This is a genomic window from Xanthobacter tagetidis (assembly GCF_003667445.1).
Lineage (GTDB): Bacteria > Pseudomonadota > Alphaproteobacteria > Rhizobiales > Xanthobacteraceae > Xanthobacter > Xanthobacter tagetidis.
Genome location: NZ_RCTF01000003.1, coordinates 260,612 through 275,102, shown reverse-complemented (window position 1 = coordinate 275,102; position 14,491 = coordinate 260,612). Strand labels below are relative to the sequence as shown.

Sequence of the window (14,491 nt, the reverse complement as noted above, 5' to 3'; positions counted from 1 at the left end):
TCCGAAACCGGCTGTTTCAGCGCGACTTGAAGCTCTGGTGACACGAGCGGCAGCCGTCGGTGACTGCGACGAAGGCCGACCGGAATCCGTCCGCCGTGCCGGCCTTGGCCGCGTTGTCGGCCACCAGCTGCCCGAATTTCGCAATCGCCGCGTCGAAGCCTGCGCGGTCGCTCCAGATGGCGGGCTGGGCCTTGGTGTCGCCGGTATCCGAGCCGGGCGGGAAGTACGAGCCGTACCCTTTGATCTTGTCGCCGAAGGCCTGAAAGATGATGGCCGCCTTGGCCGCGTCGAAGGGCGCCTGGCCTTTCACCATGGCGGCGCCGATCTCCGCCTGATCCTGCATGGCCTTCATGGCCTGCTTGCGCTCGCCGATCGGCCCGCTCTGCGCGAGCGCCGGGCCTGTCGCGGCAAAGCCGGCGAGAACGAGAACGGCAGCGGGAGCAAATCGCATCTCAAACTCCGAATGTAACGTAAGGGAATCCCACATTGCAGAAATTCCAGGCCCGCCCAACGGGGCAACGCTCACGCTTGCGCGAGGCCGGACGCGGCGTTTTGCCACCCGAGGCCGGGCACAAGTCTCTGCTCTGGCGAATCAATCCCGCTTTGTGAACGCCGCGGACACGCGCTCCGGCAAAGCCGGCATGTCGAGGCGGGGCGGATGTCCGGCGTGCGCGAGCGCGTCCACCATGGCATTCATCACCGCGGGGCAGGCGCCGATGGTGCCGGCCTCCCCCGCCCCCTTGACCCCGAGGGGATTCGTGGCACAGGGCACGTTCGCCGTCTCGAACACGATGGGCGGGATGTCGGCAGCGCGCGGCAGCGCATAGTCCATGAAGCTCGCCGTGAGCAATTGGCCATCCCGGTCATAGACCGTGTGCTCGACCAGCGCCTGGCCGATGCCTTGGACGACGCCGCCGTGGATCTGGCCTTCGAGCATCATGGGATTGAGCGTCGCGCCGAAATCGTCCACCACCGTATAGGCGACGATGCGGGTCGCGCCGGTCTCCGGATCGATCTCCACCTCGCACACATGAGACCCGTTCGGGTAGGTCGCTTCGGTCGGCTTGAAGGCATGGGTCGCCGCCAGCGCGTCCGGTGTCGCCTCCGGCAGGGCGGCGATGGCTGAGAGATCCAGCCCCCGGTCGGTGCCGACGATCACGGCCCGCCCGTCGCGGAACGCGATGTCCGCCGCGTCGGCTTCGAGCGCGCCGGCCGCGAGGGTGCGCAGCTTGGCGGCGAGGGCGCGCGCCGCGCCATCCACGGCCGCTCCGCCGACCGGGATAGAGCGCGAGCCTCCCGTGCCGTTGCCGGTGGGCGTATCGTCCGTGTCGCCCTGCAGCACCCGCACGCGATCAAGCGGCAGCTGAAGCTCGGCGGCGACCAGTTGCGCATAGGCGGTCTGGTGCCCCTGGCCATTGCTCTGGGTACCGATCTTCACGGTCACGCCGCCGTCGGCGTCCAGCGTCAGATAAGCGGGCTCCGGCGAGCCGCCGCCGCACGCCTCGATATAGGTGGCGAGGCCGATGCCGCGGGCGAGGCCGTTTCCGGCCGCAGCCTGGGCGCGCTCGGGGAACGTCTCCCAGCCGGAGAGGGCGAGCGCCCGGGTCATGTGCCGGTCGAAGTCGCCGCTGTCATAGGTGCGTCCGGTCGCGGTGAGGTACGGCATCTGGCTGGGCGAGATGAAATTGCGCCGGCGCAATTCCACCGGGCCGATGCCGGTTTCGCGGGCCGCCGCGTCCACGAGCCGCTCGATGACGTAAGCCGCCTCGGGCCGGCCCGCGCCGCGATAGGCGTCCACCGGCGCGGTATGAGTAAGGACGCCGCGGATCCGGGCGTGCATGGCGGGAATGTCGTAGACTCCCGGCAGCATGGTCGCCCCCACCCAGGGGATGAAGGGGGCATAGTATCCGAGATAGGCCCCCATATTGGCGAGGGTATCGACCTTCAGGGCCAGGAAACGCCCGTCCGCGTCGAGCGCCAGCTCGGCCGTGGTGAGGTTGTCCCGCCCCTGGCTGTCGGCGAGAAAATGCTCGGTGCGCTCCCCGATCCAGGCGACCGGCCGGCCCAGCCGGCGGGCAGCCAGAGCCGCCAAGGGGTATTCGCTGAAGGGGAACGCCTTGGTGCCGAAGCCGCCGCCGACGTCGGGCGTCACCACCCGCAGTTCGTCTCGTGCCCAGCCGAGCATCTTGCAGACGGCATCGCGCAGTCCATGGGAGCCCTGGCTGCCCAGAGTGAGGCGCACCCTGCCGCCGTCTTCCACTTCCGCAAGGACGCCCCTCGTCTCCATGTAATTGGTGACGAGGCGGTTGTTGACCAGATCGATCCTGACGATACGCGCCGCAGCAGCGAAAGCCGCCGCGACGGCGGCCGAATCGCCTGTGGCGGCGGTGAAGGCGATATTTCCGGCCCGCTCGTTCCAGACCCGCGGAGCGCCGTCCGCAAGAGCGGCGGCAAGGTCCGAGACCGCCGGCTCCGGCTCCCACCGAACCTCGATGGCTTCGGCCGCATCGCGCGCGGCGTCGAGCGTCTCGGCGACGATGAAGCCGAACGGATCGCCCACGTGACGCACCTGCTGCGCGCACAGGACCGGCCGGAACGATGTCCACATGCGGGGCTCGTCCTCCACCCGGATGGTCCCGACCACCGGGATCGCGCCCAGGTCCGCCGTGTCGGCACCGGTGAGGACAAGGTGGACGCCGGGCCGCGCCCGCACCGCGTCCAAATTCCCAAGTGTGAACCGGGCATTGGCGTACGGCGCCCGCAGGACGACGGCCGACAGCGCCCCGGCTCGGGCGGCGAGGTCGGCGACATAGCGGCCATGTCCGGTAATGAGGGCCTCATCTTCGACGCGCTTGAGACCCTGGCCGAATCCGAACGTCATACGCTTTCCCTCGCAATCGGCTCCCCCGTACCACACCCTCGTGACCGGGGACGCGAATCTCACCCGATCGTGAGAGCCGACCCCCGGTGCGGCACCGGCGCATCCGCCGCCAGATACCGCTCTCACGCTCGGCACAGCGCTCAAACGTTCATCAAATCGGCGTTTTTGCAATGCACAATTGCTTTCACATCGACCAACCCTTGGGCAGCCGCCGAAGTTCTCACATATAAATCTCGCAATCTTGATGAAATAACCTTTTTTCTGCTCTGCGAACTTTTCATTTGACTTCGATTTCGCAGGGGCGGGTGCATTTTTTCATAATATAATGCCCATTATAACCAAAATTTGTTTTACAATTTCGCACTCTTTGAAGGATATATTACAATGGGTGGTATGTTTGATATCCACCAATACTCGCTTGCGAACGTCAGGGCCTCGTGGTAACTCTTGCGTCATCGAGATCCTGACGAAGCCGGGGGCGTGGCGGGGGCCCACCCCATCTGACGGACCGCCTGGAGGCAGGATGTCATTGTCGGCAAATGAGGGGCGCGCGAGCGTCGCCGCGGGCGATTTGGCAGGGCGCCAGACGGCTTCGCGCATCGGCTACGGCACGACGGCACTGATGTTCGCTGCGGCGGACGTTGTCGCGATCGTCGGCATCAATCTGCTCGTCTCGTTTCTTTTCTCGGAAATCATCGACGAGGCGTTCGATCTCGCGCGCGGCCTCGGGATCGGCATCGCCGCGAGCGTGGCCTTCGTGCTCACGACCCAGGCGCGCGGGCTCTACAAGCCCTGGCAGGTCACGCGGGTCAGCGACGAGGTGAGCGCGGCGGTGGTGAACTGGACCTTCGCGGTCCTGTTCGTCGGCACCATGATCTTCTGCCTCAAGGTCGGCAACGAAACGTCGCGCCTCGCCACGGGAACGTTCGCCGCAATCGGATTCGTCGTCATCCCCTCGCTGCGCTGGATTTACGCCCTGTGGCTGCGGCGGAGCATCGCCGCCGGCGCGGTCACCGGCCGCTCCGCCATCATCATCGGCGACGAGAAGGAGCTCGCCAAGCTGACGGCGGACGACATGATCTTCGGCCTCGGCCTGTCGGAGCGCCGCCGCTTCGTCTTTCCCGCGGACGATGCGCCGCGCGGCCAAGGCTCTGCGCCCGATACGCTCAAGAGCGCCCTGCAGTTTGCCCGCCAGCAGAAGGTCGAGGAGATTGTCCTCGCCCTCCCCTGGAACGACCGGGCGCGTCTCGACGAGGTGCGTGCGCGGCTGCGCGCGCTGCCCATCCCGGTCAAGCTGCTGCCGGACGCCTCGATCAGCCCGCTGCTGAATGCGCCTCGGGTGGAATTCGGCAACTCCGTGGCGATCGAGGTGCAGCGCGCCCCGCTCTCCCGCCTGGAATTGACCCAGAAGCGTGCGCTGGACATCGCCGTATCGACGCTGGCGCTCACCGTGCTGCTGCCGCTGTTCGCCACCATCGCCCTGCTCATCAAGTTCGATTCGAAGGGGCCGGTGATCTTCCGCCAGCGCCGCAACGGCTTCGGCGGGCGCGAGTTCACCATCTTCAAGTTCCGCTCCATGACCGTCATGGAGGATGGGGCGCAGATCGCCCAGGCGCAGAAGAACGACAAGCGCGTCACCCGCATCGGTCGCGTGCTGCGCGCCACCAGCCTCGACGAGCTGCCGCAGGTGGTGAACGTGCTGCTCGGCCACATGTCCATCGTCGGGCCGCGCCCGCACGCCATCGCCCACGACGACGCCTATTCCAAGCTGATCTCCGGCTATGCCTTCCGCCACCATGTGAAGCCCGGCATCACCGGCTGGGCGCAGGTGATGGGCCTGCGCGGCGAGACCGCCAAGCTGGAGCTGATGGAACGCCGGATCGAGATGGACCTCTGGTACATCAACAACTGGTCCATCTGGCTCGATATCACCATCATCCTGAAGACCTTCATCGAGGTCATGCGCAAGCAGGCGTACTGAGCCTGGCCAAAGGTTCGCTCCACCACTGCCGGGCGCGGGGTCCGCGGTAGAATCGGCCCCGGGGGTTGGGCGCTGGGGGGTGGCCCTGCCGCCGCTCAGCCGCCACGCCGCCAGCCCTTGACGGTCATCCCGCCCAATCCCTTTGCGCCAGCATCTGCGCCACCGCGTCCCGCGCGGCGGCGAGCACCTGGGGATCGCGCGAACGCACCACGAGGTGGGCATTGGGCTCGCCCTTCTCGTCGCGGAACGGATAGGAGCCGATGGCGACGTCGGGGAAGCGCGCCGCGATCTCCTTGAGCGGGGCGGCGATGTCGCCCTCCTTGGCATCCGCCAGCAGGGTCTCCGACAGCATCGGCACGCCCTTCTCCAGCTCCGGCAGCACCGCCTCCAGCATCGCCTGCATGATGCGCGGCACGCCCGCCATGACGATCACGTTCTCGATCCGGAAGCCCGGCGCCTTCGAGACCTCGTTCACCACCAGCGAGGCGCCCGCGGGGATGCGCGCCATGCGCAGGCGGGCCTCGTTGAGGTCCTTTTCGGGGATGTATTCCAGCAGCAGCGCCCGCGCCCGCGGGTCGACGTCGATCGGCACGCCGAACGCCTTCGCCACCGCGTCCGCGGTGATGTCGTCGTGGGTCGGGCCGATGCCGCCGGTGGTGAAGACATAGGTGAAGCGCCGCCGGAGCGCGTTGATGGCGGCGACGATGTCGTCCTCCACGTCCGCCACCACGCGCACCTCGCGCAGGTCGATTCCCACTCCGGTGAGCCGCTCGGCGATGTGGCCGATGTTCTTGTCCTTGGTCCGCCCGGAAAGAACCTCGTCGCCGATCACGACCAGCGCCGCGGTGACCGATTGCGCGCCGTCTGCCTCTCCCATGACGTGGCCTCCTGCCCTCTCCGCCGGCAGACGCAGCCCGCCTGCCCATTTTTGCGCCACGCAGGCAACTTGATCTTCGCGGCGCAACCTCCTTCCCCGTTTAGCACTTCTTTGGCACGATGTTTGTAGTGATCGTTTCCGATCCAGTCTCCGGAGTGTCAGCCCCCATGCCGCACGCGTTCGACGAGATGTCCAGCACCGACGGCGCGATCCGGCCGGCCTACGAGACGCTCAAGCAGTGGCTGGCCTCCGTGCCGCAGGACGTGCTGGACCACCGGCGCAAGGAGGCGGAGTTCATCTTCCGCCGCATCGGCATCACCTTCGCGGTCTATGGCGAGCAGAACGCCCAGGAGCGCCTGATCCCGTTCGACATCGTCCCCCGCATCCTCACCAAGGAGGAATGGGCGCGCCTCTCCAAGGGCCTGGAGCAGCGGGTCAAGGCGCTCAACCTCTATATCCGCGACGTCTATTCCAAGCGCGATATCCTGAAGGCGGGCGTGGTGCCGGAGGAACTGGTCTACCAGAACCCGGCCTTCCGCCCCGAGATGAACGGCCAGCGGGTGCCGCACGACCTCTACGTGCACATCGCCGGCATCGACATCGTGCGCACCGGGCCCGACAATTTCTACGTCCTGGAAGACAATGCGCGCACCCCCTCCGGGGTCTCCTACATGCTGGAGAACCGGGAGATCATGCTGCGCCTGTTCCCCGAGCTGTTCTCCATGCACAAGGTGGCGCCGGTCGAGAACTATGCCGACGACCTTCTGGCCACCCTGCGCTCGCTCTCGCCCCATGGCGGGCATGAGCCGAACGTCGCCATCCTCACCCCCGGCATCTACAATTCGGCCTATTACGAGCACTCCTTCCTCGCCGACAAGCTGGGCGTGGACCTCGTGGAGGGGCGCGACCTGTTCGTGAAGGACGAGACGGTCTACATGCGCACCACCGAGGGGCCGAAGCGGGTGGACGTGATCTACCGCCGCCTCGACGACGACTTCCTCGATCCCCTCGCCTTCCGGCGCGACAGCGTGCTCGGCGTTCCCGGCCTCATGAGCGCCTATCAGGCCGGCAACGTGACCCTCACCAATGCGGTGGGCACCGGTGTCGCCGACGACAAGGCGGTCTATTCCTACATGCCGGACATCATCCGCTTCTACCTCTCGGAGGAGCCGCTGCTGCCCAACGTGCCCACCTGGCGCTGCCGCGAGCCGGACCACCTGAAATACGTGCTCGACCATTTGCCCGAGCTGGTGGTCAAGGAGGTTCACGGTTCCGGCGGCTACGGCATGCTGGTGGGCCCCGCCGCCGACAGGGCGCAGATCGAGAAGTTCCGCGACAAGCTGAAGGCGGACCCGGCGAACTTCATCGCCCAGCCGACGCTCGCGCTCTCCACCTGCCCCACCCTGGTGGAGAAGGGCATCGCGCCGCGCCATGTGGACCTGAGGCCCTTCATCCTCTCCGGCTCCGACAAGGTGCGCATCGTGCCGGGCGGCCTCACCCGCGTCGCCATGAAGGAGGGCTCGCTCGTGGTCAATTCCAGCCAGGGAGGCGGAACGAAGGATACCTGGGTCCTGGACGCCTGACGCGTGGCGCTCCCCGCGCCGCCCCCGCCCCTCCTCCCTTTCCGATAGGCCAGCAATGCTCTCCCGCACCGCCGACAACCTCTACTGGCTCACGCGATACGTGGAACGCGCCGACTGCCTGGCGCGCATCCTCGACGTGTCGCAGCGCCTCGCCTACACGCCGGTGACCTATGGTGGGTCGACCAACGAATGGGGCTCGGCGGTGCTCACCGCCGGCTGCGCGGAGCAGTTCATCGAGCGCTACGGGCCGCTGGAGACCGCCACCGAGGAGCATGTGGTCTCCTTCCTCGCCTTCGAGCCGGAAAACCCCACCTCCATCCGCAACTGCTTCGAGGTGGCGCGCACCAATGCCCGCTCGGTGCGCACCGCGCTGACCTCGGAGATGTGGGACGTCATCAACTCGGCCTGGATCGAGCTGCGCAACTTCCCCAACCGCGCGCTCACCCGCGACGAGCTGGCGCGCTTCCTCGCGTTCGTGAAGGAAACGTCGCTGCGCTTCGACGGCGCCACCTTCCGCACCATGCTGCGCAATGACGGCTACTGGTTCGCCCGCTCCGGCGCGCAGCTGGAGCGCGCGGACAACACCGCGCGCATCCTCGACGTGAAGTATCACGTGCTGCTGCCGGAGAAGGAGCACATCGGCGGCCCGCTCGACTATTTCCAGTGGGCCTCGATCCTGCGCTCGGTGTCGGCGCTCACCGCCTTCCACTGGGTCTATCGCGACAGCGTGAAGCCGTGGCTGGTGGCGGACCTCCTGATCCTGAACCGGCAGATGCCGCGCTCGCTCGCCGCCTGCTATGACAGCCTGGCGCGCAACCTCGACGACATCGCCTCCGCTTATGGCCGGCAGGGCCCGTCCCAGCGGCTCGCCCGCTCCATGCTGGCGCGGCTCTCCAACCGCTCCATCGAGGACATCTTCCAGGCGGGGCTGCACGAGTTCATCTCGGAGTTCATCTCCGACAACAACAAGCTCGGCGCGGAGATCACCGAGCAGTACCTGACCTGACGCGAGAGCGGCCACAGGAAGGCCCCAGACGGCGAGGATTTCCATGCGCGTGCGCATCCGCCACGAGATCACCCAGACATTCGAGCCCGCGGCCCGCAACGCCTCCGCCATCGTCCGGCTCACGCCGCGCGGGCACGAGGGCCAGTATGTGCAGCGCTGGACGCTCGACATCGACAGCGACACGCGCTTCCATCCCCAGGAGGACGCGTTCGGCAATCTCTGCCACGCCTTCACCGTCGACGGCCCGGTCACGTCCTTCACCATCGCCGCCGAAGGCGAGATGGAGACGCAGGACACCACCGGCATCGTCCGCGGCACGGTGGAGCGCTTCCCGCCCTCGCTCTATCTGCGCCAGACCGACCTCACCCACCCGTCCGAGCGGGTGCAGGCGTTCGCGCGCGAGGTTCGCGCGCAGCCCGACGACCCGCTCGCCTTCCTCCACGCGCTGATGGAGCGCGTGCACGGCGACGTGGCGGACGCCGACGGCCCCGCCATGGGCGATCCGCTGACCGCCGAGGACGCGCTCGAGAAGGGCGCCGCCTGCTCGGGCGGCATCGCCCACCTGTTCACCGCCGCGGCCCGCATCAGCGGCGTGCCGGCGCGCCATATCTCCGGCTATCTGGCGGTGGACGGCGAGGCCGCGGCGCGCCACTGGGCCGAGGCGCATGTGCCGTCCATCGGCTGGGTCGCCTTCGACTGCGGCCGCAATCTCTGCCCCACCGAGGACTATGTGCGCCTCGCGGTCGGCCTCGATGCGGTGGGCGTCGCCTCCCTGCGCGGGATCGGCGGCGACACACGCGAGCAGGTGGTCGCCTTCGACGGCCGCAATCCGCCCAAGCCGCAGGCGAAGTCTCAGAGCCAGACGCAGGGGCAGAACTGAGGCCCCGGCCCTTCGCCACCTTAGCCGGCGCACCGAAACCCGCGCCGGCGGTGACTTCGCGCAAAGAATGCGGCGCCGTCCCCCTCTAGCCTTGCGGGCGATGCGGAAGGACGGCGAACCATGTCGATGCATATCCCGACCGAAGCCGGCGCCTCGCCCCTTCCCGGCGGCCTTGCGGCGCCCGGCAGCCTCACGCGCAAGGCCGAGCCGGCGCCGGTCAAGATCGCGGCCCGGCACGTCGATTTCTACTATGGCCGGCAGCAGGCCCTGCGCGATGTGACCGTCGCGATCCGCGCCAACGCCATCACCGCCTTCATCGGCCCGTCCGGCTGCGGCAAGTCCACGCTGCTGCGCATCTTCAACCGCATGTACGCGCTCTATCCCGACCAGCGGATGGAGGGCGAGGTGCTGCTGGACGGGCAGGACATCCTCGCCCTCGATCCGGTGGTGCTGCGGGCGCGGGTGGGCATGGTGTTCCAGAAGCCCACGCCCTTCCCCATGTCCATCTACGACAACGTGGCGCTGGGCATCCGCATCAATTCGGAACGGGAGCCCACGAAGGCGGAGCTGGACGAGCGGGTCGAGCACGCGCTGCGCCAGGCGGCGCTGTGGGAGGAGGTGAAGGACATCCTCCCGCAGAGCGGCCTCGGCCTGTCGGGCGGCCAACAGCAGCGCCTGTGCATCGCCCGCACGATCGCCGTGCAGCCCCAGGTGATCCTTCTGGACGAGCCGTGCTCGGCGCTCGATCCCATCACCACCGCGAGGATCGAGGAGACCATGGCGGAGCTGAAGCAGCACTACACGCTGGTCATCGTCACCCACAATCTCCAGCAGGCGGCCCGCGTGTCCGATCGCACGGGCTTCATGTATCTCGGCGAGATGGTGGAGTTCGCCGCCACCAACGACCTCTTCACCAAGCCGCAGGAGGACCGCACCAGGCGCTATCTCACCGGGCGGTTCGGCTGAGCGCGCCCCTTGACCCTCCTCGCCGGCCTTGCGATGTCCTGAAGGAACCCTCAGGAGGAAAGCCGAGATGAGCGCCACGCCGGCCTACGACCCCAGCAACGTCTTCGCCAAGATCCTGCGCGGCGAGCTGCCGGCCCACAAGGTCTATGAGGACGACAAGGCGCTCGCCTTCCTCGACATCATGCCGCGCTGCCCCGGCCATGCGCTGGTGATCCCCAAGGCGCCGTCGCGCAACCTGCTGGACGTCGCGCCGGAGGACCTCGCCCACGTGGCCAAGGTGGCGCAGAAGGTGGCCAAGGCGGCCATGACCGCGTTCAAGGCCGACGGCATCGTGCTCCAGCAGTTCAGCGAGGAGGCCAGCGGCCAGATCGTCTATCATCTGCACATGCACGTCATTCCACGCCATCTCGGCGTGCCCATGAAGCCGCCCCATGTGGAGATGGAGAAGCCCGAGGTGCTGGCCGAGCACGCGGCCCTGCTGCGCGCCGCGCTCGGCTCGTGAGCGGCGGCGCGCCGGCGCCGGGGCTTCAGGTCCGGGCGCCCGGGCGGCTGCATCTGGGCTTCGTCGATCTCGGCGGCCTCTTCGGCCGGCGCTTCGGCAGCCTCGGCATCACGCTCGCGGCGCCGGCGACCGTGGTCGAGATCGCCCGTGCCGACCGCGACACCCTTTCAGGACCGCAATCCGAGCGGGCCGGCGCGGCGCGGGACGCGATGCGCGCAGCGCTCGGCATCGCCGACCGCTTCGCCATCGCCGTCACGGAGGCGCTTCCCGCCCATGCGGGCTTCGGCTCGGGCACGCAGATGGACCTCGCGGTGGGCGGCGCGGTGGCGCGCCTTTGCGGACGCGACCTGACGGCGCGGGCGCTTGCCGACCTCCTGGGCCGCGGCCGGCGCTCGGCCATCGGCACCGAGGCGTTCGCGGGCGGCGGCGTGGTGCTCGACGGCGGGCGCGGCACCCGGCAGATGCCGCCGCCTCTGCTCGCCCGCCTCCCCTTTCCCGAGGACTGGCGGATCATCCTGATCCTGGACCGCTCCCGGCGCGGCCTCGACGCCGCGCAGGAGACCCGCGCCATGGCGGCGCTGCCGCCCTTCCCCCAGCCGCTCGCCGCCCATCTCAGCCATCTCGTCCTCATGAAGGCGCTTCCCGCGCTCGCCGAGCAGGACGCGGATACGTTCGGCGCCGCCATCGGCGAATGGCAGGAACGGCTCGGCGACCACTATGCCAGCGCCCAGGAGGGGCGGCGTTTTCTCAGCCCCGACGTGGCCGAAGCCGCCGCCGTCCTCCGCGACGCGGGCATTGCCGGCGTCGGCCAGAGTTCCTGGGGTCCCACCGGCTTCGCGGTGGTGGGCGAGGCGACGCAGGCGGAAAGGCTGGCCGAGGCCTTGCGCCATCGCTTCGCATCGTTCACAAACCTGTCATTCCATTGCGTGCGCGGCCGGAACCAGGGCGCCGCGTTCGGCCCCATCGGCGCAGCCGTTCCGTAATCAGGAGGAAGCCCCGCATGGCTCGAGCCGTAGGCCAGCCCCCCCGCGCCCCGAAGGCGCGCATCCCGACGCCCAGCGCGATCTGACGCCGATGGATCTCGCCATCATCGCGCTGTCGGCGCGCCCGCTCGTGGCCTCCGCCGCCCGCGCGGGCCTCGCCGCCCTCACCTTCGACCTGTTCGCCGATCTCGACACCTGCGCCCATGCGGCGCGCTGCGTAAAGGTGCACAAGAAGCACGGCTTCGCCTTCGACGGCGACGATCTCATCCAGGCCCTCGCCTCCCTTGCCCCGGCCGGCCTGCCGGTGGTGCTCGGCGGCGGGCTGGAGGACGAGCCGGACCTGATGATGCGCATCGCCGAGCGCAACCCGATCCTCGGCAACGCGCCGCAGACGGTGCGCATCATCAAGGACCCGCAGGCGCTCGCAGCCCTGTGCGGGCATCTCGCCATCCCGTTCCCGGAGGTGGCGCTCGGCGCGCCGGAGGGCCTTTCCGGCCCCCTGATCGAGAAGAAGATCGGCGGCGCAGGCGGCGGGCACATCCGCCGCCGGGCAGAGGGCGACCTCTCGCCGCCCTGGCCCGAGCACTATCTTCAGCGTGAGGTGAGAGGCAGCCCGGTCTCCCTGCTGCTGCTGGCCAACGGCACCGAAAGCGTGGTGGTGGGCGCCTCGCGCCAGTGGCGTGCCGGTGATCCGGACCATCCGTTCCGCTATGGCGGCGCCGTCGGCCCGATCGCCCTGCCCGAGCCCCAGGGCGCGGCCATGCGCGAGGCGGCCCAGCGGATCGCGAAGGCCTGCGGCCTCGTCGGCCTGATCTCGATCGACTTCATGATCGGCCCGGACGGCTGGTTCCTGGTGGAGGTCAATCCGCGCCTCGGCGCCACGCTCGACATCTTCGACGTGGACCCGCTGCCGCCTCTGCTGGGCCTGCACCTCGCCGCCTGCGGCGGGCGCATCCCGCCCGGCCTGCCGCAGCCGTCCGAGGCCCATGCGGCGGGCGTGATCTATGCCGACCGGGACATCATCGTCCCGCCCGGTTCGTGGCCCGAGGAAGTGGCCGACCGGCCGGCCGCCGGCGCGGCCATCGCCCGCGGCGCCCCGGTCTGCACCGTGCGCACCCAGGGGCCGACTTTGGAGATTGCCGAGGCCCGCCTCGCCGCCCGCAGCCGCGACGTGCGGGCCCAGCTCGGCCTCGGCGAAGTCGCGCCTGCGCCGTGACGATCCCGGCGGCCGCGCGCGCAGGACGCCGGCTGCGGCGCCGGCCGCGGCGCCGGCCATGACGCTGACGCCGCCGGAGATCGCCCGCGCCTTTGCGGACGCCTGCCACGCCGAACTCGACGCGCTGAAGCCCGGCAACGTGCACCGGTTCGCCGCCGGCCACGGCATGGAGACGGCGCATTTCGAGGCGGCCGCCGCCGCTTCGGCCCCTTGGATCGGCGCGGCCGGCCTCTCGGCCGGCCAGCGCATCGCCGGCGCGGTGGATGCGGCGCTCGCGGCGGCCGGGCTCAACACCAATCTCGGCATCGTCCTGCTCTGCGCGCCGCTGGCCCAGGCCGCGCTCGCGCCCCGGCCCGCGCCGCTCCGCGAGCGGCTTGCGCTCGTGCTGGCGGCGCTCGACGTCCAGGATGCGCACGACGCCTTCGGCGCCATCGCCCGCGCCAATCCGGGGGGACTGGGGGACGAACCGGCGGCCGATGCGCGCGCGCCGGCGCAAATCCCCCTCGGCGCCGCCATGGCGCTGGCCGCCCACCGCGACATGATCGCCCGGCAATACGCCGGCGGGTTCGCGGAGGTGTTCGCGATCGGCGTCCCGCCGCTCCACGGCGCCCCGCTCGCGCCGGCCCGGCTGGAAGACGTCTTCCTTGCCTTCCTCGCCGGCCATCCGGACAGCCACATCGCCCGCAAGTTCGGCCCTGACGCGGCCGAGGCGGTGCGCGCGGAGGCCGAGGTGGTGCGGCATGAGATTGAGGGCCTGTCGCAGCAGGCGCGGCACGGCCGCCTCCTGGCGTTCGATGCCCGGCTGAAAGCCGGCGGGCGCAATCCCGGCACCAGCGCCGACCTCACGGTGGCGAGCTGCTTCGCCGCACAGCTCCTCGCGGCGGAGGCGGCCCAGGCTCAGGCTCAGGCGTAGCGGCGCGCCGCCTCCGGGCCGATCCGCCCGTCATGGAGCGCGCTCGCCACCAGCGCGCCGGCGATCCCCCGCCGCGCCAAAGCGTCGAGGTCGGCCGCGTCCCGCACGCCTCCGGCGGCGTAGAATCTGCCGGAGCGCCGCAGCGCCGTGGCCGCGTCCAGCGCTTCCATGTCCGGCCCCTCACCGGAGCCGACGCGCGCCAGCGTCATGACGATCACCTCTTCGGGCCAAAGCTCCGGCATGGCGTGCAGCGCCTTAGGGCCGCGCAGACCCCGCGCATCGCGGTCGAGGGAAAGGATAACCCCGGGCGCGGCGAGCGCCGCGCGCGCAGCATCGAGGCCGGAGAGGCTCTCCGTGCCCACCACCGGCACGCCCAGGCCGGCGCTCAATCGGGCCGCGAGCGCAGCCGGCCCGGTCTCGCCCGAATCAACCCAGAGCGTGAGCGCTGGAAATCGAGCACGCAACGCGCGAATCTCGGTATCGTGTTGCCCGCTGCCCGTGATGGCGTCGAGGTCTGCAACGTAGAGGGTGCGGAACGGCGCGATCTCCAGCATCCGCGCAACCACATGGAGGGGATCGGCGGAACGGGCGAGGTCGGAATTCCAGGGCCGATAGGCTTGCCGCTCGCCCTGGACGGCACGCACAACTTGACCTCCCTTGAGGTCAAGGACGGGAATAAGCTGCATGTGGGCGATTCCGGAAG

General features: G+C 69.5%; 13 protein-coding genes. 9 read left to right on the top strand and 4 right to left on the bottom strand.

From position 1 onward, the window contains the following. Positions 1-16: 16 nt before the first annotated feature. Positions 17-487: a c-type cytochrome gene (locus tag D9R14_RS05650; protein WP_121622326.1), complete on the bottom strand. Its 471-nt coding sequence runs from the start codon at positions 485-487 to the stop codon at positions 17-19. A gap of 105 nt (positions 488-592) precedes the next feature. Beyond that, on the bottom strand, positions 593-2,881 hold the full coding sequence (locus D9R14_RS05645) for a xanthine dehydrogenase family protein molybdopterin-binding subunit (protein ID WP_121622325.1): 2,289 nt from the start codon (positions 2,879-2,881) through the stop codon (positions 593-595). A 523-nt stretch (positions 2,882-3,404) separates the two neighbouring features. On the opposite strand from D9R14_RS05645, the gene D9R14_RS05640 reads away from it, so the two are divergent. Then, entirely contained in the window at positions 3,405-4,862 is a 1,458-nt protein-coding gene (locus D9R14_RS05640) for an undecaprenyl-phosphate glucose phosphotransferase (protein WP_170168514.1), read from the top strand. A gap of 124 nt (positions 4,863-4,986) precedes the next feature. Here D9R14_RS05640 and D9R14_RS05635 read toward each other — a convergent pair whose 3' ends face one another. Then, on the bottom strand, positions 4,987-5,739 hold the full coding sequence (locus tag D9R14_RS05635; RefSeq protein WP_121622323.1) for a competence/damage-inducible protein A: 753 nt from the start codon (positions 5,737-5,739) through the stop codon (positions 4,987-4,989). Positions 5,740-5,906: 167 nt separating this feature from the next. On the opposite strand from D9R14_RS05635, the gene D9R14_RS05630 reads away from it, so the two are divergent. The 8 genes from D9R14_RS05630 to D9R14_RS05595 all read left to right on the top strand — a co-directional run bounded on the left by D9R14_RS05630 (position 5,907) and on the right by D9R14_RS05595 (position 13,788). Continuing rightward, positions 5,907-7,322, top strand: coding sequence for a circularly permuted type 2 ATP-grasp protein (locus D9R14_RS05630; protein ID WP_121622322.1), 1,416 nt, complete (start codon positions 5,907-5,909; stop codon positions 7,320-7,322). A 55-nt stretch (positions 7,323-7,377) separates the two neighbouring features. After that, positions 7,378-8,328, top strand: coding sequence for an alpha-E domain-containing protein (locus tag D9R14_RS05625; protein WP_121622321.1), 951 nt, complete (start codon positions 7,378-7,380; stop codon positions 8,326-8,328). 43 nt (positions 8,329-8,371) lie between these two features. Beyond that, the gene (locus D9R14_RS05620) at positions 8,372-9,208 is read left to right on the top strand and encodes a transglutaminase family protein (RefSeq protein ID WP_121622320.1); all 837 of its coding nucleotides are present in this window, start codon (positions 8,372-8,374) and stop codon (positions 9,206-9,208) included. A gap of 120 nt (positions 9,209-9,328) precedes the next feature. Further along, entirely contained in the window at positions 9,329-10,174 is an 846-nt protein-coding gene (pstB, locus tag D9R14_RS05615; RefSeq protein ID WP_170168513.1) for a phosphate ABC transporter ATP-binding protein PstB, read from the top strand. Positions 10,175-10,241: 67 nt separating this feature from the next. Then, positions 10,242-10,676, top strand: coding sequence for an HIT family protein (locus D9R14_RS05610; protein WP_121622319.1), 435 nt, complete (start codon positions 10,242-10,244; stop codon positions 10,674-10,676). Continuing rightward, positions 10,673-11,659 (top strand): beta-ribofuranosylaminobenzene 5'-phosphate synthase family protein, encoded by a 987-nt coding sequence (locus tag D9R14_RS05605; protein WP_121622318.1) that lies wholly within the window; start codon positions 10,673-10,675, stop codon positions 11,657-11,659. Before D9R14_RS05610 ends, D9R14_RS05605 begins: the two co-directional genes overlap by 4 nt. Before the next feature lie 91 nt (positions 11,660-11,750). Continuing rightward, entirely contained in the window at positions 11,751-12,875 is a 1,125-nt protein-coding gene (locus tag D9R14_RS05600; RefSeq protein ID WP_121622317.1) for an ATP-grasp domain-containing protein, read from the top strand. Positions 12,876-12,933: 58 nt separating this feature from the next. After that, positions 12,934-13,788, top strand: coding sequence for a triphosphoribosyl-dephospho-CoA synthase (locus D9R14_RS05595; protein ID WP_121622316.1), 855 nt, complete (start codon positions 12,934-12,936; stop codon positions 13,786-13,788). Here D9R14_RS05595 and D9R14_RS05590 read toward each other — a convergent pair. Beyond that, entirely contained in the window at positions 13,779-14,474 is a 696-nt protein-coding gene (locus D9R14_RS05590; protein ID WP_121622315.1) for a HisA/HisF-related TIM barrel protein, read from the bottom strand. The two genes, D9R14_RS05595 and D9R14_RS05590, sit on opposite strands and share 10 nt — an antisense overlap. Positions 14,475-14,491 lie beyond the last annotated feature (17 nt).